This window comes from Algibacter pectinivorans, from assembly GCF_900112595.1.
GTDB classification, from domain to species: domain Bacteria; phylum Bacteroidota; class Bacteroidia; order Flavobacteriales; family Flavobacteriaceae; genus Algibacter_B; species Algibacter_B pectinivorans.
In genome coordinates this window covers 100,565-118,349 of sequence record NZ_FOMI01000005.1, presented here as the reverse complement: position 1 = coordinate 118,349, position 17,785 = coordinate 100,565, and the positions used below count along the sequence as shown (strand labels likewise).

At 33.1% G+C, this 17,785-nt stretch carries 21 protein-coding genes and 1 tRNA gene; 10 read left to right on the top strand and 12 right to left on the bottom strand.

Annotation, left to right across the window (positions count from 1 at the left end):
* Positions 1 to 12: 12 nt before the first annotated feature.
* From BMY96_RS09040 to BMY96_RS09015, 6 genes are all read right to left on the bottom strand, one after another.
* Positions 13 to 300, bottom strand: a complete 288-nt coding sequence (locus BMY96_RS09040; protein WP_092851463.1) for a Sec-independent protein translocase subunit TatA/TatB — start codon at positions 298 to 300, stop codon at positions 13 to 15.
* 98 nt (positions 301 to 398) lie between these two features.
* Positions 399 to 2,663 (bottom strand): M1 family metallopeptidase, encoded by a 2,265-nt coding sequence (locus tag BMY96_RS09035; RefSeq protein WP_092851462.1) that lies wholly within the window; start codon positions 2,661 to 2,663, stop codon positions 399 to 401.
* Between the two features lie 109 nt (positions 2,664 to 2,772).
* A complete protein-coding gene (locus BMY96_RS09030; protein ID WP_245750589.1) occupies positions 2,773 to 3,243 on the bottom strand; it encodes a DUF6702 family protein in 471 nt (156 codons plus the stop codon).
* A gap of 94 nt (positions 3,244 to 3,337) precedes the next feature.
* Positions 3,338 to 4,144 carry a carboxypeptidase-like regulatory domain-containing protein gene (locus BMY96_RS09025; RefSeq protein WP_245750588.1) on the bottom strand — a complete coding sequence of 269 codons (807 nt, stop codon included), beginning with the start codon at positions 4,142 to 4,144 and terminating at the stop codon, positions 3,338 to 3,340.
* Positions 4,131 to 4,943, bottom strand: a complete 813-nt coding sequence (locus BMY96_RS09020; protein WP_092851459.1) for a carboxypeptidase-like regulatory domain-containing protein — start codon at positions 4,941 to 4,943, stop codon at positions 4,131 to 4,133. Before BMY96_RS09020 ends, BMY96_RS09025 begins: the two co-directional genes overlap by 14 nt.
* Positions 4,944 to 5,034: 91 nt before the next feature.
* Positions 5,035 to 5,835, bottom strand: a complete 801-nt coding sequence (locus tag BMY96_RS09015) for a carboxypeptidase-like regulatory domain-containing protein (protein ID WP_092851458.1) — start codon at positions 5,833 to 5,835, stop codon at positions 5,035 to 5,037.
* Positions 5,836 to 5,945: 110 nt separating this feature from the next.
* Here BMY96_RS09015 and pepE point away from each other — a divergent pair, with 110 nt between their 5' ends.
* Entirely contained in the window at positions 5,946 to 6,653 is a 708-nt protein-coding gene (gene pepE, locus BMY96_RS09010; protein WP_092851457.1) for a dipeptidase PepE, read from the top strand.
* A gap of 175 nt (positions 6,654 to 6,828) precedes the next feature.
* On the opposite strand, the gene BMY96_RS09005 is transcribed toward pepE, so the two are convergent.
* Together BMY96_RS09005 and BMY96_RS09000 are read right to left on the bottom strand one after the other, a co-directional pair.
* A tRNA-Gly gene (locus BMY96_RS09005) sits at positions 6,829 to 6,901 on the bottom strand.
* Between the two features lie 54 nt (positions 6,902 to 6,955).
* Positions 6,956 to 7,381, bottom strand: a complete 426-nt coding sequence (locus BMY96_RS09000; protein WP_092851455.1) for a GNAT family N-acetyltransferase — start codon at positions 7,379 to 7,381, stop codon at positions 6,956 to 6,958.
* A 78-nt stretch (positions 7,382 to 7,459) separates the two neighbouring features.
* Between BMY96_RS09000 and BMY96_RS16120 the strand changes: the two genes are divergently transcribed.
* Entirely contained in the window at positions 7,460 to 7,906 is a 447-nt protein-coding gene (locus tag BMY96_RS16120; RefSeq protein ID WP_092851454.1) for a GNAT family N-acetyltransferase, read from the top strand.
* Between the two features lie 94 nt (positions 7,907 to 8,000).
* Positions 8,001 to 8,768: a M48 family metalloprotease gene (locus BMY96_RS08990; RefSeq protein ID WP_092851452.1), complete on the top strand. Its 768-nt coding sequence runs from the start codon at positions 8,001 to 8,003 to the stop codon at positions 8,766 to 8,768.
* A gap of 126 nt (positions 8,769 to 8,894) precedes the next feature.
* Here the strand turns inward: BMY96_RS08990 and BMY96_RS08985 are convergent, their stop codons facing one another.
* Positions 8,895 to 9,302, bottom strand: coding sequence for an ankyrin repeat domain-containing protein (locus BMY96_RS08985; RefSeq protein WP_092851449.1), 408 nt, complete (start codon positions 9,300 to 9,302; stop codon positions 8,895 to 8,897).
* Positions 9,303 to 9,555: 253 nt separating this feature from the next.
* Between BMY96_RS08985 and gpmI the strand changes: the two genes are divergently transcribed.
* From gpmI to BMY96_RS08955, 6 genes are read left to right on the top strand one after another with little or no spacing between them, the layout of a single operon-like run.
* The gene (gene gpmI, locus BMY96_RS08980; RefSeq protein WP_092851447.1) at positions 9,556 to 11,070 is read left to right on the top strand and encodes a 2,3-bisphosphoglycerate-independent phosphoglycerate mutase; all 1,515 of its coding nucleotides are present in this window, start codon (positions 9,556 to 9,558) and stop codon (positions 11,068 to 11,070) included.
* A gap of 28 nt (positions 11,071 to 11,098) precedes the next feature.
* Positions 11,099 to 11,503 carry a BT0820 family HAD-type phosphatase gene (locus BMY96_RS08975; protein WP_092851446.1) on the top strand — a complete coding sequence of 135 codons (405 nt, stop codon included), beginning with the start codon at positions 11,099 to 11,101 and terminating at the stop codon, positions 11,501 to 11,503.
* 39 nt (positions 11,504 to 11,542) lie between these two features.
* A complete protein-coding gene (gene map / locus BMY96_RS08970; RefSeq protein WP_092851444.1) occupies positions 11,543 to 12,361 on the top strand; it encodes a type I methionyl aminopeptidase in 819 nt (272 codons plus the stop codon).
* Positions 12,362 to 12,366: 5 nt separating this feature from the next.
* Entirely contained in the window at positions 12,367 to 13,146 is a 780-nt protein-coding gene (locus tag BMY96_RS08965) for a DUF3050 domain-containing protein (protein WP_092851442.1), read from the top strand.
* A gap of 5 nt (positions 13,147 to 13,151) precedes the next feature.
* Positions 13,152 to 13,916 (top strand): class I SAM-dependent methyltransferase, encoded by a 765-nt coding sequence (locus BMY96_RS08960; RefSeq protein WP_092851441.1) that lies wholly within the window; start codon positions 13,152 to 13,154, stop codon positions 13,914 to 13,916.
* Positions 13,917 to 13,939: 23 nt separating this feature from the next.
* Entirely contained in the window at positions 13,940 to 14,308 is a 369-nt protein-coding gene (locus BMY96_RS08955; protein ID WP_092851439.1) for a DUF423 domain-containing protein, read from the top strand.
* An 8-nt stretch (positions 14,309 to 14,316) separates the two neighbouring features.
* Here the strand turns inward: BMY96_RS08955 and BMY96_RS08950 are convergent, their stop codons facing one another.
* Together BMY96_RS08950 and BMY96_RS08945 are read right to left on the bottom strand one after the other, a co-directional pair.
* Positions 14,317 to 15,291, bottom strand: a complete 975-nt coding sequence (locus BMY96_RS08950; protein WP_092851438.1) for an FAD:protein FMN transferase — start codon at positions 15,289 to 15,291, stop codon at positions 14,317 to 14,319.
* 15 nt (positions 15,292 to 15,306) lie between these two features.
* The gene (locus tag BMY96_RS08945) at positions 15,307 to 15,684 is read right to left on the bottom strand and encodes a DUF8840 domain-containing protein (protein ID WP_092851437.1); all 378 of its coding nucleotides are present in this window, start codon (positions 15,682 to 15,684) and stop codon (positions 15,307 to 15,309) included.
* A 430-nt stretch (positions 15,685 to 16,114) separates the two neighbouring features.
* Between BMY96_RS08945 and BMY96_RS08940 the strand changes: the two genes are divergently transcribed.
* Positions 16,115 to 16,849: a tetratricopeptide repeat protein gene (locus BMY96_RS08940; protein WP_092851436.1), complete on the top strand. Its 735-nt coding sequence runs from the start codon at positions 16,115 to 16,117 to the stop codon at positions 16,847 to 16,849.
* A gap of 45 nt (positions 16,850 to 16,894) precedes the next feature.
* Here BMY96_RS08940 and BMY96_RS08935 read toward each other — a convergent pair whose 3' ends face one another.
* Positions 16,895 to 17,767, bottom strand: a complete 873-nt coding sequence (locus BMY96_RS08935) for a DUF4846 domain-containing protein (protein WP_245750587.1) — start codon at positions 17,765 to 17,767, stop codon at positions 16,895 to 16,897.
* Between the last annotated feature and the right edge of the window lie 18 nt (positions 17,768 to 17,785).

Sequence of the window (17,785 nt, the reverse complement as noted above, 5' to 3'; positions counted from 1 at the left end):
ATCGATAAAATACTAAAATTTACGTTTTATTGAACCTGTAAATTCTTCTAAATCATCTTTTACCTTATCCAATTCCTTTTTAACATCCTTGGTAATACTTGTATCGATGCCGTTTTTTTCGGCTGTTTTTGATATTTCATGTTTTATATCATTAGTGGCATCCTTAAGTGTTCGCATACCTTGGCCTAAGCCACGCGCTATTTCGGGCAATTTATCTGCCCCAAAAACCATAATAGCGATAAACAGGATAAATGCTATTTCCCCGCCGCTAATAAATAAGAATGTTACTTGTAATATCACGACACAAATATACTAAGTTGTTTTTATTATTCCATTTAAAATTAATGGAATAAAAAAGCCGATTAAAAAAAACCGGCTTTTACTAAATGTAATTTCTTTTAATTATTTACTTTACTTTTAAAAGTATCAAATTTATTTTCCTCTATTTTTTTAGGCCAAGAATTATTAGAGGTATCTACATCGGCCGTTTCTAGGTCTGGATCAATAGCTAAACCAGTAATGCGTTTATTTGTTTTAAATACCTTACTAACCTCCTTATCGTTATATCTCCAAATTTGAGCTGGATATGTTTTTCTTTCGGTTGTACCATCTTCATAGGTTACATCTAAAATAATAGGCATTACCAAACCTCCTGGTTTCTCAAAAACAACTTCGTAAAAATACTTAGGTGTTTCGGTTTTTAACCTTGTTTTTTCTGTTTCTGGTAAGCTAGCGATATAGTCTGTTAAAAATTTAAAATCCGATACGCTTTTTGCATCTTGAGGAATATCTCCATTTTCAGCTTCTGCATAATAGACTAAACGATTTTTAAAATCGTCTAAATTCATATTATACTTTTTGGCTGTTTCTACAGCTTCTTCTGTTGGTTTATCGGTTAAGTAAAATTGTTTAACCTCTTTAATTCCAATATCTGTGTAATCTGTAGTATAGAACCAACCTCTCCAAAACCAATCTAAATCCATTGCCGAGGCATCTTCCATGGTTCTAAAAAAGTCTGCTGGTGTTGGGTGCTTAAACATCCAACGTTGCGAATAGGTTCTAAACGCGTAATCGAACAATTCTGGTCCCATTATAGTTTGTCTTAGCATATATAAACCTGCTGCCGGTTTCGTATAAGCGTTAGGTCCAAATTGGTAAACATAATCGCCATGAGACATAATTGGAGACAGGTAACTTTGATCGCCTCCCATATAATCTACAATATCTTTAGGTAGGTTTCCTGTTATAAAATTAGGATCGTAATCTAACTCTGCAAGGGTTTCAACAAAGGAGTTTAAGCCTTCGTCCATCCATGTCCATTGGCGCTCATCGCTATTTACAATCATAGGAAAAAAGTTGTGCCCTACCTCATGCGTAATAACACCAATCATACCTCTTTTTAATCTTTCAGAATAGCTTCCGTCTGGATCTGGTCTTCCGTAGTTAAAACAAATCATAGGGTATTCCATTCCTTGTCTTTCTGAGTGTACTGAAACCGCTTTACTATAAGGATAATCGAAAGTTAGTTTAGAATACTCCTCTAGAGTATTAGCAACTACACGTGTAGAATGCTCCTCCCATAACGGATTTCCTTCTTTTGGATAAAGCGAAATAGCCATTACAGTTTTACCGTTAATATTAACTGCCATAGCATCCCAGATATATTTTCTTGAAGAAGCAAAAGCATAATCTCTAACTTTTTCTGCTTTAAAATGCCATGTTTTTTCTTTTGTAGATCTTGATTTTCCTGCTTCAACAGATTCTGCTTCAGTAACAATAAACACAGGATCTTTAAATGATTGTTCTGCTAATTTTAAACGTTTTTGATGCTCTTTAGATAATACATCTTTAGGGTTTTGTAATTCTCCTGTTGCTTCTAAAATATGATCGGCAGGTACTGTAATTTTTACATCATAGTTTCCAAACTCTAAAGCAAACTCACTACGCCCCCAGAATTGCATATTTTGCCAACCTTCAACATTATCATAAACACATAATCTTGGGAAAAATTGAGCAATCGTGTAATTATTGTTTCCATCGGGAAAAGTCTCTAAACCAGAACGACCGCCATCAACATTAATATCATTTATATTATAGTGCCATTTAATACCAAATTTAAATATAGCTCCTGGTGCCAAAGGTTTTGGTAAATTAATACGCATCATGGTTCTGTTTATAGAATGCGATAAAGGTGAACCATCGTCGTTTTTAACATAATCAATATTAAAACCACCATCAAAACGTTCTTTTAAGTTATTTTTAGTAAACATTGTTGGACCATTAAATGGCGCATTAAAACTTTCAGGATTAGCATCTGGTGTTTTAGAGTCTTTAGCACGCATATTTTGGTCTAACTGTATCCATAAATACTCCAAATGGTCTTTGGAGTTGTTGTGATATGTTATTTTTTCGTCTCCAAAAATTTGATTTGTATTTTCATCTAAACGGATGTTCATTACGTAATCTACTTGTTGTTGCGTGTAAGCATGACCTGGAGCACCCGAAGCTGTTCTTGTTTCGTTTGGTGTTGCCAATAGGTCTTTCATTTGTCTAAACTTGTTTTGGTCTGTGTGTCCTTGTGGCTTTTCTTGGTTTTGCTGTTGAGCAAAAACTCCCGAAAAAAGAAATAGAAAAGTTAAGAATAGATAAGTGTGCTTTCTCATATTATTTTTTTGTTTTATTAGAAAAAAATGCGTGTTTTGCGATTTTCATTAGAAGATTATCACAAAATGTCGTCGAAAGTACTAAATTATACAATCAATTTACTTTGTTTTAGTTAAATTTTAACAAAGCATTAGTATTATTAGAAGTCAAAATAAAACTTTTATTTCTAGAATTAATTTTAGTTTTTACAATATTTTGTTGATCCTCTTGATAATCTAATAAAATGGAATTGGTAATTGAAAACACATCAATATACTTTACATGTTCCACTTCAAGATAACACCTTACAATATCGCCATCATAGGCCTTTCCTATAAAACTAAATAAAACAGGGGTATTATTAATTTTTAATTTTAACTTAGATTGCAGATAGATATTCATTAAAGAATCGATCTCCTTAGACTCATTTTTTCCTGCTAAAACAATTTTTTCATCATAATTTGAACGTAACACACTTTCAAAATCATCAATAAAAATTCTAGAAACTATTTGAAGTGATTCCTTTTCCTCTACGTAATTAACTTGCGTAACACTTATATAATATTTATGCATTGCAGTAAACGCAAAAAGCGGAAACATAAAAAAAATGATTAAAAATCTAAAAATCTTCATGGGCAAATTTTATGGACTACTAAATTACTTTATTGAAAATCAAAAAGCATTCCGAAGTTAATTAATTTTTATTGTCTTCTAAATTAGCTAGGTATTGCTTGTATTTCATTCTTAAAAAAATTAAAGCCTTAAAGTCTGTTTGACTTTTACAATGCTTAACAAAATTAGGGTCGTCTGCACAAAAATAGAAAAAATCGGTTTGTAAGCTTTCATCCAAAGGGTTCGATGCAAAAAAATCGCCAGCCAATCTACCTTTTATAGTTTGCATTAAAGATTCTTTTTCTTCTATTTTAACTCTATTTTTTAGCATTTTAGTTCTGCCTGTAATAGCATTTATTATAGGCGCAATGGAAACCGAACCTCCAGCTCCACCTAAAGAACCTCCTGCTTTTGGACTAAAGTTAGAGGCTTCGCTTAAACGGCGCTCGCTTTGTGTAGCTGGTTTTCCTGTATACCCCGGAATACCAACATCGTAAAAATCTATTGGTGCATTGGCGTCCATATTTCTAATATCAGATAACAAATCACCAGTTAATATTTTTCCTACAACAACCTCGTCTAGTTCGTTAATATGCTCATTTAAAGTGACAAAAACAGCCTCGTTATCTATAATGGTTTGCGTTACAACAACCTCTTTTAGTTTATATTGAATGGAAGAGAATATTAAAGTATCGCTTAATTTTGCTGGAATTTTAAAGTGACCATCTTTATCTGTTATGGTAAAAGATTGAGCCGTATTATTAATAACATGAATGTTTTCTATATCGCCATTACTTTCTATCCTACCCAATAACTCTATGGTTTGAGAAAATGCCTCTTGAAACCCAAATACGCCAACAACTAACAAGAGCGTTTTAATTTTTAACATGCTGAGTTTTTAAAAATTGTTCTTTTTGCTTTACTAAAAACTCTATGAGTAGAATTCTATTTTCGTCTTTAAAAAGGTCTGGTTTGATACCATTATTTTCTATAAATGCAACATAGGCATTAAGTTTAACTTCAGGGATTTCAAAAAGTTCTTTAAGGTCGTTTAAAGAATACACACTAAGTATATCCTTTGGTTTTTGGTAGTTATCGCCAACAAACACCTCTTTGGTAAGCTTTAAATCTATTTTAGATTTTGTTAAAAATTTTAAAATTTTTAACAAATCGGGCTGGTATTTTCTTGCCCCCGGATCTATTACAGATGTTAAATGATCTTGAATTACGGTATTATCGAATGCCTTATCTCCATTATACTCAAAATCGACTTCCATATTTCCCATATCGAGAATCATAGGTTTTACGGTTTTAACTTGAGCAATATCTGCACCCATATTTCCTGATAACCCGGACGATAGTGTTACGGCATCCAACTGATTAACTTGCTCTACTAGCTGTATTTTTAGTGCTTTTGATGCTATTATATCTTCATCTATATTAACCTTTACCGTTTGAAATTGTAATGCCGAAATTTCTATTACATCATTTAAACCTACATGTAACTTAAAACGTCCTTCAGCATCTGTTATCGTGCCTTTGTTAGACGATTTATTAAAAACCGTTACCGCCTCAATATCGTTATTTTTTGATAGCAAGACGCCACTAACCTCTACCCTATTAATAGTTTGACTATAACCAGGAAGTGCCAATAAATTAATAAATAGAAAAAGTAATGATCTACTCAAATTGAATTAATTAGAGTATAAAGAACGCCTATCAATTCTTAAATAAAATACAAATAGCTTTTAATGTTTTGTTAAAAACTAAACGATGCATCTAGTTTTTAGAATCTAAAAAAGCTACACTCTTCTTATTTAGTAGCTCAAGAAAATCCATTTCCTTACCGTAATTAAGTAACGAATAATCAAAGTTATCAGCCTCCACGTATTGTATAAACTCCTCAACACGATGTTCTGGAATATTAAAATTATCAATTAAAAATTCCGACCCAAAATAATACTTAACAGCCTCAATTGGCACATCGGGTACACCAGCCTTCTCCTTATCTTTAACTCCGCTTCTAAATAAAGGTAATAACAATTGGTCTACAACATTAACAATGTTTAAGCCATTAACCATAGGTAAGTGCTGCCTGTCTACAGTAATATTTTCAACTTCGGTTTTATAATCTTTTTCAAAACTATACGCTTTACTGTTTTTAACACCAAAATACAAAGCATCTAATTGTGGCTTAAACGGCGTTGTATCTTCTAAATCTTTATTTAAATTACCCGAAAGCCCGTCTTTAATAACAATAACTTCATCCAGTTTATTAATCTCTTCAATTAAAAAGAGTTTCATTTTTCTAGATTTCATTATAGCCTCATTAACCCTAAAACTAATATTTTGGTACTGCAATGCACTAACTTCAATATTATCATTTAACGTTACTTTTAAAACAAACTCTCCTTTATCATCTGTAATGGTCCCCACATTTGCCGACGCGTTAAAAATAGTAATACCAGATACATCACTGCCCTCAACAATAAGCTTTCCGGATACTTCTATTCTATTTGTATTTTGCGCCACTACGTTTAGGGCACTTAAAAAAGTTAAAAAGAGAATAAATTTTTTCATATTTTTTTACTTTGAAAATACTACTTTTAATTCAATTTTTAAAACAAATTAAACGAAATCTTTACCAAAACTAATTATTGATTAGTTTTACACAAAACACCAATTAGGCCATGCGAAATATAATTATAGCAAGCACATCTACCATTTACGGTAGCGGATATTTAGAATATATTATCCAACCCCTAAACGTCCTTTTTAAAAACGCAAAAACCATATTATTTATACCCTATGCACGACCTGGAGGCATATCGCACGATGCTTATACAACTATTGCAAAACAAGCATTTACCAAGCTAAATAAACAAGTAATAGGCATCCATGAATTTAAAAACCCTATCGAGGCCGTAACCAACGCCCAAGCTATTTTTGTTGGCGGCGGCAACACCTTTGTACTTGCAAACCAGCTCCACAAAAACCATTTGTTAACCCAACTTAAACAGGTTGTACAAAACGGCACACCCTATTTAGGCACTAGTGCTGGCAGTAATATTTGTGGACTAAGCATAAAAACCACCAACGATATGCCCATTGTATATCCGCCAAATTTTAAGGCCCTAGGCTTAGTACCATTTAATATAAACCCACATTATTTGGACCCCGATCCAAACAGTAAACACAAAGGCGAAACGCGCGAAACCCGCATAAAAGAATTCCACCACTACAACACGCAACCCGTAATTGGACTAAGAGAGGGCAGCTGGTTAGAAGTAAAAAACGATTCCATTATATTAAAAGGCGACCTAACAGCACGAATTTTCGAATACAACAAAACACCCTACGAAGTAACCCCAGAAACAGAGCTTAAACAATTAAAATAATTTGGGCGTGCCCCAAGGGTCGGGCTTGAAGCCTGTCTTGAGCAAAGTCGAAAGGCTGCAAGTCCTGGCACTTCCTTCGTCAGGCTGTGGGCTTTAAACTACTATCCCTCACGCGGGCAAAACTGCCAAATCCAATGCATAAAAAAAAGCTTCATCGTTATGATGAAGCTTTTTGAGCGAGAGACCAGGTTCGAACTGGCGACATTCAGCTTGGAAGGCTGACGCTCTACCAACTGAGCTACTCTCGCCTTTTTTAATTCCGAGTGCAAATATATAAACAGTTTCCGCTTCTGCAAGAAAATTTAAAGCTTTTTTATAAAATGATACCCTAAAATTTTAAAACCCTCATTAAAATAAAATTTATGCGACTGATAATTAGAAACATAAGTATTTAACTCCATAGCTTCAAAACCTTTACCAGACACATAATTATAAATCCATTCAAAAAACTGCTTCCCTAATCCCTGCCCTCTATAAGCATCATCAATAAAAACATGATCTGGCTCTACACTTCTGCCAGAGTAATGCCTGGTGCAATACCACAATCCGCAAACTCCAACAAGTTTATCGCCATCATAAATTACTGCGCATTCATAGTTTTGCCCAATCATTTCGTTAAAACGCTGTTCTAAAACAGCTTCGGACACCTTGTAGTCATTCAACTTATAAACCAAAGGGATTATTAAATTAATATTTTCTTTTTCTAAAATTTTAAACTCAAAAGCCATATACTACATTTATTTTAAGGTAATAGTTTTCAAAAATAGTTTTAAATTTGATAAGCTAACACAAAAACTTAATACACCATCAATACTAACCTAAACATAAAGCAAATAAGCGCCCAAGAAACGCATGCTGTTCGTCATCCCGTTTTAAGAACAGGAAAACCTATTGAGTCTTGCATTCTCCCTGGCGATAATTTAAAAACCACACTCCACTTCGGGCTTTTTAATAAGAATACTATAATTGGAGTTTGTTCTTTTTTAAAAAATTCAAACCCTAATATCCCTTCTTCAAATCAATATCAATTGCGTGGCATGGCTATTTTAAAAGCCTACCAAGGACAAGGTTTGGGTAAAATTATATTAAGCCATAGCGAAAAGTTTCTTGCTAATAATAGCGTAAAAACCATTTGGTGCAATGCTAGAGAAGTGGCTGTTCCTTTTTACAAAAGCAATAACTATGTACCAATAGGCAATGCGTTTAACATAAAAGATGTTGGTTTACATTATGTTATGTATAAAATTTTATAAAATAACAAAACAACCCAAGTGACGAAACTAAAAAATTAGGGTCATAAACTTATCTACCAAAATTTTGTATTTTTAGTTACTAAATAAATTAATAATGAGAAGTAAAAACCTTAAATTCCGATTACTTATTGGTGTCGCCATTGCTTTATTTTTTGTATTTAAAAGATGTAGCCAAAGGGAAGAAAACCCATATACAGGCCGCATGCAAACCATTTCTATGGGAGCCGACGAGGAAATTGCTATTGGCTTGCAAAGTGCGCCGCAAATGGCACAACAACATGGAGGCCTGCACCCAAACACACAATACCAAGCATTAGTCGATAATGTTGGAAACAAGTTAGTAAACAACAGTATAGCAAGACAAACACCATATAAATACGAATTCCATTTATTAGCAGACCCTAATACCATTAATGCTTTTGCCTTACCTGGTGGTCAAATATTTATAACACATGCGCTTTTTTCTAAACTAGAAAACGAAGATCAGCTTGCTGGTGTTTTAGGTCATGAAATTGGTCACGTTTTAGGACGACATAGTGCAGAACGTATTGCCGAAAGTGAATATTGGCAAGGTTTAGCCACAGCTGGATCTGTTGGTGCCGATATGGGCGGATTAGTAAGTGGTATTGGACAAAACACCCTATTAACCAACGGAAGAGACGACGAGTTGGAAAGCGACGAACTAGGTGTAAAATTTATGCTTAAAGCGGGTTACAACCCGAGAGAAATGATAGGTGTAATGGAAATTTTAAAAGCTGCCGCAGGACCAAATCGTGTTCCCGAAATGCAAAGTACACATCCAGACCCAGACAACAGAATTGAAAAAATTGAAGAAGCTATCGAGAAATATAAAATTCAATAACTAAAAAGACGGTATTGAAATTAGAAACATATCTAATCTTGTCAAAAAAAATATAAATAAAAAAGCCTCGAAAAATCGAGGCTTTTTTTTGCGAGTGACTAACTCAAATAATTATATGCTTTATAATTATTTTCTCTTTTTAGCTTTTTTAGCATCATCCAATGCTTTAACCAATATAGCTTCGGCATCTGCAGCACCGTGTAACTTGGCGTATTTTAATGCGGTTTTATTCTTATCGCACTTGGCTTTTAAGTTAGCGCCGTGCTTAATAAGAAGCTCTAAAATATCAGTTCTGTTAAACTTAGCGGCATACATAATAGGTGTCATACCGTTTGATTTTTCATTAACATCTGCACCTCTGCTAATTAATTTTTGTACCGTTTCTAAGTCGCCTTTAGCTATCGATACACAAAATGAATTCACTTTAAAATAAGGTACAGCCTCATAACTTACATGGGTGTCTACTGGTGTTGCATTTACTGTTACTACTGAAAAGCATAATGCGATTGCGGAAATAATGATTGATTTTTTCATGATGAAAGATTTTAATTTTGATTATTGATTTATGTTTTTTGATATACTTAAGAGACGACGTAAAACAATAATTGTTACAAAAAAAAGCTGCTCAAAAAAATTTTAACGTTTGTTTCACACAGTTTTAACGAAATCGTTTTCTTAAATAATTAATTGTAAAAACCTTAATTAATAAGGCTTTTCAGGAATACTTTAGGTTCAATTAATAGTAAGTTTCTTATCTTTGTCTAGTTTTAAAATTTTAAGAAAAAAGATGAACAAAAAAGTTATTTTAATGATACTTGACGGTTGGGGAAACTCTCCAGACCCAAAAGTTTCTGCTATCGATCATGCCAATACGCCATTTATAGATTCTTTATATACTAAATACCCTTATGCTACCCTTCGAACAGATGGTTTACATGTTGGGTTACCCGAAGGACAAATGGGTAATAGTGAAGTTGGACACATGAATTTAGGTGCCGGTAGAATTGTATATCAAGATTTAGCAAAAATTAATTTAGCTATTGAAAAGGATACATTAAAAGACGAAAAAGTATTGGTTGACGCTTTAAAATATGCATCGGATAACAATAAGAATGTTCACTTTTTAGGCTTATTGAGTGATGGTGGTGTTCATGCCCATACCAAACACTTAAAAGGTTTTATTGACGCCGCCAATAAAGCTGGTGTTAATTCTTTTGTACATGCTTTTACAGATGGTAGAGATGTAGACCCTAAATCGGGTAAAGGTTATATTGAAGATTTAGAAAACTACATTGAGGGCACAAACACCAAAATAGCAACTATTACTGGTCGTTATTATGCCATGGATAGAGATAACCGTTGGGAACGTGTGCAATTAGCTTACGATGCTATTGCAAATGGCGTTGGTACTAAAACTACAAACCCAACAGAAAACATCCAAGCTAACTATGATAACGATGTAACCGACGAGTTTATTAAACCGCTTATTGTAACAGATAGCAACAACGAGCCGGTAGCAAAAGTAGAAAAGGACGATGTTGTAATCTTTTTTAACTTTAGAACAGATAGAGGTCGCGAATTGACCGAAATGTTAAATCAAAAAGACTTTCCAGAATACAACACGAAAAAAATTGACTTATACTATGTAACCATTACAAATTATAGTGATGCTTTTAAAGGAATTAAAGTCATTTTCAACAAAGATAATATTACAGAAACACTTGGCGAGGTACTTTCAAAAGCTGGTAAAAAACAAATTAGAATTGCTGAAACTGAAAAATACCCACATGTAACGTTTTTCTTTTCTGGCGGACAAGAAACACCTTTTGAGGGCGAATCTCGTATTCTTAAAAACTCGCCAAAAGTAGCAACTTACGATTTAAAACCAGAAATGAGTGCTTACGAATTAAAGGACGCGCTTGTACCAGAACTTAAAAAAGGAGATGTTGATTTTGTTTGTCTAAACTTTGCAAACGGCGATATGGTAGGACATACAGGTGTTATGGAAGCTGCAATAAAAGCCTGTGAGGCTGTAGATGCCTGTGTTAAGGATGTGGTAACTACCGGTTTAGAAAACGGGTATACGACACTACTTATTGCAGATCATGGAAATTGTGAAACCATGATTAACCCTGATGGATCTCCAAATACAGCACATACAACAAACCCTGTTCCTGTTATTTTAATAGATAACGAACTTACCCAGATTAAAGATGGTGTTTTAGGAGATATGGCTCCAACCATTTTAAAACTTATGAATGTTGAACAACCTGCTGCTATGACTCAGCATGCGTTGATATAATAAAGCAAAGAATTTTATTAATTAAAAAATGAATTTTAACGAAAAACTTATTATCGCAGTCGATTTTGACGGAACCATAGTTGAAGATGCTTATCCAAGAATTGGCAAGCCTATGCTATTTGCTTTTGCGACTTTAAAGAAATTGCAAGAGGATGGACATCGTCTCATTTTATGGACGTATAGATGTGGCAGTAAACTTGATGAAGCTGTTAAATTTTGTGAAGATAATGGAATTCGTTTTTATGCTGTAAATAAAAGTTTTGCCGAAGAGGAATACACTAATGATGTGAGCAGAAAAATTAATGCCGATTTATTTATTGACGATAGAAACATTGGCGGTTTTCCTGGTTGGGGTCAAGTCTATCAAACGTTAACAAACTCTGCTCCTCCTGCTACTGAAAAGAAGAAAGGATTTTTCGGTTTATTTAAGTAGCATCACTTTAAGTATCTTTGAACCCTATTTATTTTATTTATGATTATTGTTAAAACCAAAGAAGAAATAGAGTTAATGCGCGAAAGTGCATTAATCGTGTCTAAAACCTTAGGCGAATTAGCTAAAGCTATAAAGCCAGGTGTTACCACACTAGAATTAGATAAATTAGCTGAAACTTGCGTTAGAGATCACGGTGCTATTCCTGGTTTTTTAGGGTTATATGATTTCCCTAACACGCTATGCATGAGTCCTAATCAACAAGTGGTACATGGTATTCCAAATGGAACGCCATTGGTTGAAGGCGATATTATATCCATTGATTGTGGTGCTCTAAAAAACGGCTTTTACGGCGATCATGCTTACACCTTTGCTGTAGGTGAGATTGCTGCTGAAACCGAAAAACTTTTACAGGTTACCAAAGAATCTTTATACGTAGGTATTCGAGAATTTAAAGCTAATAATCGTGTTGGCGATGTTGGATATGCCATTCAAAAATACTGTGAAGATCATGGTTATGGCGTTGTTCGAGAGCTTGTAGGTCATGGTTTAGGAGCTAAAATGCATGAAGACCCAGAAATGCCAAACTATGGTAAACGCGGTAGAGGTAAAAAGTTTGTAGAAGGTATGGTGGTTGCCATTGAACCTATGATTAACATGGGTACTCATCGCATTAAACAACATAGAGATGGTTGGACAATTACGACTTTAGACAATAAACCATCTGCTCATTTTGAGCATGACGTTGCCTTAGTTGACGGTAAGCCAGAACTACTTTCAACGTTTGCTTATATCTATGAAGCTTTAGGTATTGAAAGTAATGAAGAAGAAGAATTTAGACAAAACGCCTTAATCTTATAACCTAGATGACCGTAGAACTTTTAGAAAAAGAGTTAGCACCATTAAGAGCAGAATTAAACAATCATAAATTATATAGCGCTTTATCTTCCATTGAAGATATTAAAATTTTCATGCAGCAACACGTATTTGCTGTTTGGGATTTTATGTCTCTATTAAAGGCGCTTCAAAACAATTTAACTACCACTACGTTACCATGGGTTCCCGTAGCAAACCCTTCAACCGCACGTTTTATTAATGAAATAGTATTAGGCGAAGAAAGTGATGTTAATGAATTAGGAGAACCTAAAAGTCATTTCGAAATGTATTTAGATGCCATGCACCAAATTGATGCAAACACATCTCAAATCGAAAATTTTGTTTCCTACATTCGAGACAAACACACCATTGAAAATGCAGGCCATAAAGCGGGTTTAAGTGAAGCAACACTAGAATTTATTTCGTTTACCTTTTCTATAATTGCCAGTAACGAGGCACATAAAACAGCTTCTGCTTTTACATTTGGACGAGAGGATTTAATTCCAGATATGTTTTTTCAAATTATAAATCAATCTAAAACAAACGAAAACTCCTATAGTAAATTAACGTATTATTTAAAGCGTCATATTGAATTAGATGGCGATGAACATGGCCCTTTATCATTAAAAATGATTGAAGAGTTATGTGGTAAGGATGCCCAAAAATGGGAAGACGTTTTAGAAGTTGCTAAAAATGCTTTAAAACAACGTATTGCTCTATGGGATAGCATTTATAATTTAATTTCTAACACCGTTGCAGTAGAAGCATAACCTCCTTGAAAAAACTTTTTAAATTAATATTAAATATTATTCCAAGACCATTATTAATTAGGCTGAGTTATGTAGCGCGTCCTATTTTAGCGGTCTTTTTAAAAGGAAGTACATTTACAGACCCTATTGATGGTAAAAGTTTTAAAACCTTTTTATCTTATGGTTATGGTACGCAACGAGACAATGTACTTTCACCTTCTACCCTATCTTTAGAGCGCCATAGATTACTATGGCTATATTTAAAAAATGAAACTGATTTTTTTACGGCTGAACAAAGCGTGCTGCATTTTGCTCCAGAGCAATGTTTTTTAAAGCGTTTTCGAAAACTAAAAAACTTAAATTACACCACAACAGATTTACTGTCTCCTATTGCAGATGTAAAAGCGGACATATGCAACCTTCCTTTTGAAGATAATAGTTATGATATTATTTTGTGCAATCATGTTTTAGAACATATCCCAGATGATACCAAAGCTATGCAGGAACTCTATAGAGTTATGAAACCCGGTGGTTATGGCATTTTTCAAATTCCACAAGATCTAAATAGAACATCTACGTTTGAGGATGATTCTATAACCGATAAAAAGGAACGCGCAAAAATATTTGGACAATATGACCATGTTCGTGTTTACGGGCGCGACTATTTTGATAAACTTCGAAGTATTGGTTTTAATGTTAAAGAGGTGGATTATACGGCTTCCCTTTCCGCGGAAGCGATAACAAAATATTGCTTAGCTAAAGGCGAAATTATTCCAGTAGTTTACAAATAACCTAGTTTTTAAAACTAAATAAAATGACACAACCCATCATACTTGCTACAGGAGCTATTTTTGGAATGCTCTCTGTTATTTTTGGAGCTTTTGGTGCTCATGCTTTAAAGAAAATTTTGTCTAACGAGCAACTGCAAAGTTTTGAGGTTGGAGTAAAATACCAAATGTATCACGCCATAGTTTTACTTGCTTTAGGTTTAAATCCTGAATACACCACCAGCGCAATATATGTGTGCTTCACACTAGGAATCATCCTTTTTTCTTTTAGTATTTATGGTTTAATACTATTGGATGCTAAAGGTAAAAAAATGCGCTTTTTAGGACCAATAACACCTATTGGCGGCTTGTTATTAATCATCGGATGGTTGCTACTACTAATTAATGCACTTTAAAAAACAAGTTACGCTGGAAATCCGTTAAGTGATAAAGTTTCTAGTTTATGCTCATCGTTTTCAAAAATTAAAAACACTTTTAGTTCTGGATGATTTTCTAAAAATGTTTTTATTCTATCGATACCCATAGCTTTAAAAGCCGTAGCGTAAGCATCAGCAATCATACAAGATTTTGCTATTACCGATATACTAAGCAAGTTTGTTTTACTGGGATAACCCGTTTCGGTATCGATAATATGAGCATATCTATTACCTGCTTCGTCTATTTTAAATTTTCTATAAGTACCAGATGTTGCCATGGCTTCGTCTGTTAAAGTAACGGCTCTTAAAATAACTTGTTCTCCTTCAAAATTAGGCTCCTCTACCCCTACTTTCCAAGCACTTTGTTTTTTTGTATTAATACCCTTAGCTCTTATCTCTCCACCTATTTCAACTAAATAGTTTTCAATATTCTTAGACTCAAGAAATTCACTAACTACATCGACCGCATAGCCCTTAGCAATAGCATTAAACTCTAAATATACGTTCGGGTTAGATTTTCGTATAGTGTTTTCGTACCTATATGTTTTATCGTAACCAACATACTGCATTAAACTATCAATTTTTAAACTATCAACTTCTTGCAATATACTTTCAGATCCAAAGTTCCAAGCATTAACCAAATTACCAATAGTAGGATCGAAAGCACCCTCTGTTTTACCGAAAATCTCTTTAGAAGCATCATATACCTTCATAAAATGTTTGTCAATTACAAAAGATTCATTTCTATTTAATTTTGATATATCAGAATCGATTTGATAAGTAGACAGCGATTTGTTTATAACATTAAATAAACTATCTAATTGTTTTTTATAAATGTTGCTAGTTTCGTACTGTATTAAATAACTAGTACCAAAAACAGATCCTTTTAATTTATCACTACTATTTTGATTGTTACATGAAGTAATAAGACTTATTAATATTATGATAATTATTTTATTCATATAAAAATGTACTTTCTAATTTAAATTGGTTTCTAGAACTTGAATACCATTATACTCAAGTAAATATTCTTGATTTAAATAAACCGGTTCTTTTTCTCCACGAGGATTACCAATACCTACACCCGCATAAAGCACTTTAGCATCTTTGTCCCTAGCATGTTTTTTAAAAGATTCCATCCAAACTACATCGTAATTATTTGGATTTTCAGGTAAAATTACAGCTCTCACAATGACAAAAAAATACTGTTTATTTTTATCCATACAAATAAATTGTGGGTGCTTTTTTAGCTTACTATTTATAGCAATAAACTCGAAACCTCGTTGCTCTAAATCCTTACCAACATGGTTCATTGCTAAGTTATGTAATTCTTGTTTTGTTAATGGCTTATTCATTTAACAAAAATAATATAATTGTTATAGTGTTAACGAAATTTAACTTAGTTTCTGCATAGCGTTAATTCAATTCTATAAAACGTAAGTAGAAAAAAGGTGTACTTTGCTTTATCCTTAAAAATAACAACTTAGAGTTACTACAATAATTAATAAAAACAATAGTTTTAAAGTTAACAAAACAGTATAACAATTTTAAATTGCAATTTTAAATCACACAACAATACCATACAAAAATAAATAATTTAATATTTGTATTAAAATGAAAAATCTGTACCTAATAAATTAATAATTTAGCATTGAATTTCTATCGAAAATGTTAATTTATAAAAGACACGAATACAAAAAAACACGAAACTAGCTATCTTATATTTAGAATAGGCATACATGTAAAAAGACTATTAAATATCTTGACTGCGCAAAATATTAATATTTGAAAAACAAGAGTAACATATCTCCAGACTTATTAAAAATAATCCAGCGCTATCAAAATGGATCTTTAACAATTCAAGAGCTCAAAGATTTTAATCAGTTAGTCGATCTAGATCCGGAATTTAAACTGCAAGTTGAAGAGTTTAAGGCTATTAATCAAAAATCTTTAAAAGACCATATAAATACAGCTAACGAGGCTACCAAAAAGGAAACTATACATCCCCCCCAGAAAACTAATAGATTTTCTAAGGTTAGACTATTGGCTGCTACCGTAGCTATTTTAGTAGCCGTATCTAGCATTTGGTATTTTAGCACCTCTGAAAATGAAAAAATTTATGAAAATCATTTTAAACCTGCCCCCGGTTTAAACATAAGTTTTAAAACATCTGGTAATACAGCATTTTACGATGGCATGAAAAAATACAACAACAGCAACTACAATTTGGCCATAAAACATTGGAGTGCTTTACAGGAAGGCAAACATGAAAACGACACTTTAAACTATTATATTGGTGTGGCTCTATTAGCTAATAAAAATGTAATTGAAGCAATACCCTACTTAGAACATTCAATTGAAGCAGAAGATGACTTTACGTTTTTGGATAAGGCCTATTTATATTTAGGCTTAGCTTACTTAAAAGAGGGGAATATAGAACTTGCTAAAAAATTTTTGAAAATTAGTGAAACAGAAGCTGCTAAAAACATAATTTTAGAAAACCACAAACTTAGTAATTAACACTCTTTATCAATACCTTTCTATTGCTAAACTAGATGGTTTAAATTATTTAAATCTTACAAATTTAGAATCTGTAAAGGTATAATTAGAAACAGGAATTATGGCATTAGTTTTAAATTGATACCATGGTGAGCGCGAAGCATCCTCCAAGTTTTTAACCAAATGAACACTCTGCGCTGGCGTGTTGCCCTGAACCAGTAAAAACAGCTTTTCCCCTTTATTATTTATTACCTCGTCGCAAATCATAACAATATGCCCTGGAGTGCCTCCTTTTATAAGCATATCGCCTATTTGTAAACTGGTAGCATCAGTAATTCTAGGAAGTTCGTTAAATAGGGATAAGGTTCCAGAATACATATAAATCAAATTCAAATACTTATAAAAATTGGCCTTAGAACTATTTTTTGAAGCTGTTTTATGAAACGATACCTTGTTACCTTGTACTTTTGGCCTATAACCATCAGCATATTTAGACCAAGAGCAATAATGACCGCTTGTAAAATTAAAACCAATTTCATCTTGTCTGTTTTGCTCCCAAAGGTATTCGCTACGAATTCTAATTAATGCATCAGCACATTGTTGCAAACCATTTTTTGGTACAGGAATTTCTAAAACTCCAATATGTCCACCTTGCCAGAAATACGTGCTATTGTCGTAATTAATAATTTTAGTACCAAAGGGCATTAGTAGGAAATTACGTAGATATCCATGAAACGATCCTTCAGGATATTGTACCCGTTTATAGCCTTTAGGTACATTAACTCTAGATTTTATAGTTAAGTTATCCTTGTTAATTAAAGTAGGCTTTTTAATTGCCAAAGCGAAAGTTTTTATTGTTTTCTTTACCGGTTTAAACTGCATATAAACAGTAAACAATAGAATTAAAACAATAAAAAGTCTAACAATATTTTTCATCATTACTATAACGATGCTTAC

Coding starts and splice junctions, on each gene's coding strand:
- BMY96_RS08975 (WP_092851446.1), top strand. CDS start 11,099: ATGAATTTTAACGAAAAACTTATTATCGCAGTCGATTTTGACGGAACC.
- gpmI (WP_092851447.1), top strand. CDS start 9,556: ATGAACAAAAAAGTTATTTTAATGATACTTGACGGTTGGGGAAACTCT.
- BMY96_RS09000 (WP_092851455.1), bottom strand. CDS start 7,381: ATGGCTTTTGAGTTTAAAATTTTAGAAAAAGAAAATATTAATTTAATA.
- BMY96_RS08955 (WP_092851439.1), top strand. CDS start 13,940: ATGACACAACCCATCATACTTGCTACAGGAGCTATTTTTGGAATGCTC.
- BMY96_RS08945 (WP_092851437.1), bottom strand. CDS start 15,684: ATGAATAAGCCATTAACAAAACAAGAATTACATAACTTAGCAATGAAC.
- BMY96_RS09035 (WP_092851462.1), bottom strand. CDS start 2,663: ATGAGAAAGCACACTTATCTATTCTTAACTTTTCTATTTCTTTTTTCG.
- BMY96_RS08965 (WP_092851442.1), top strand. CDS start 12,367: ATGACCGTAGAACTTTTAGAAAAAGAGTTAGCACCATTAAGAGCAGAA.
- BMY96_RS08935 (WP_245750587.1), bottom strand. CDS start 17,767: ATGATGAAAAATATTGTTAGACTTTTTATTGTTTTAATTCTATTGTTT.
- map (WP_092851444.1), top strand. CDS start 11,543: ATGATTATTGTTAAAACCAAAGAAGAAATAGAGTTAATGCGCGAAAGT.
- BMY96_RS08985 (WP_092851449.1), bottom strand. CDS start 9,302: ATGAAAAAATCAATCATTATTTCCGCAATCGCATTATGCTTTTCAGTA.
- pepE (WP_092851457.1), top strand. CDS start 5,946: ATGCGAAATATAATTATAGCAAGCACATCTACCATTTACGGTAGCGGA.
- BMY96_RS08990 (WP_092851452.1), top strand. CDS start 8,001: ATGAGAAGTAAAAACCTTAAATTCCGATTACTTATTGGTGTCGCCATT.
- BMY96_RS09025 (WP_245750588.1), bottom strand. CDS start 4,144: ATGTTAAAAATTAAAACGCTCTTGTTAGTTGTTGGCGTATTTGGGTTT.
- BMY96_RS08950 (WP_092851438.1), bottom strand. CDS start 15,291: ATGAATAAAATAATTATCATAATATTAATAAGTCTTATTACTTCATGT.
- BMY96_RS09030 (WP_245750589.1), bottom strand. CDS start 3,243: ATGTTTCCGCTTTTTGCGTTTACTGCAATGCATAAATATTATATAAGT.
- BMY96_RS09015 (WP_092851458.1), bottom strand. CDS start 5,835: ATGAAAAAATTTATTCTCTTTTTAACTTTTTTAAGTGCCCTAAACGTA.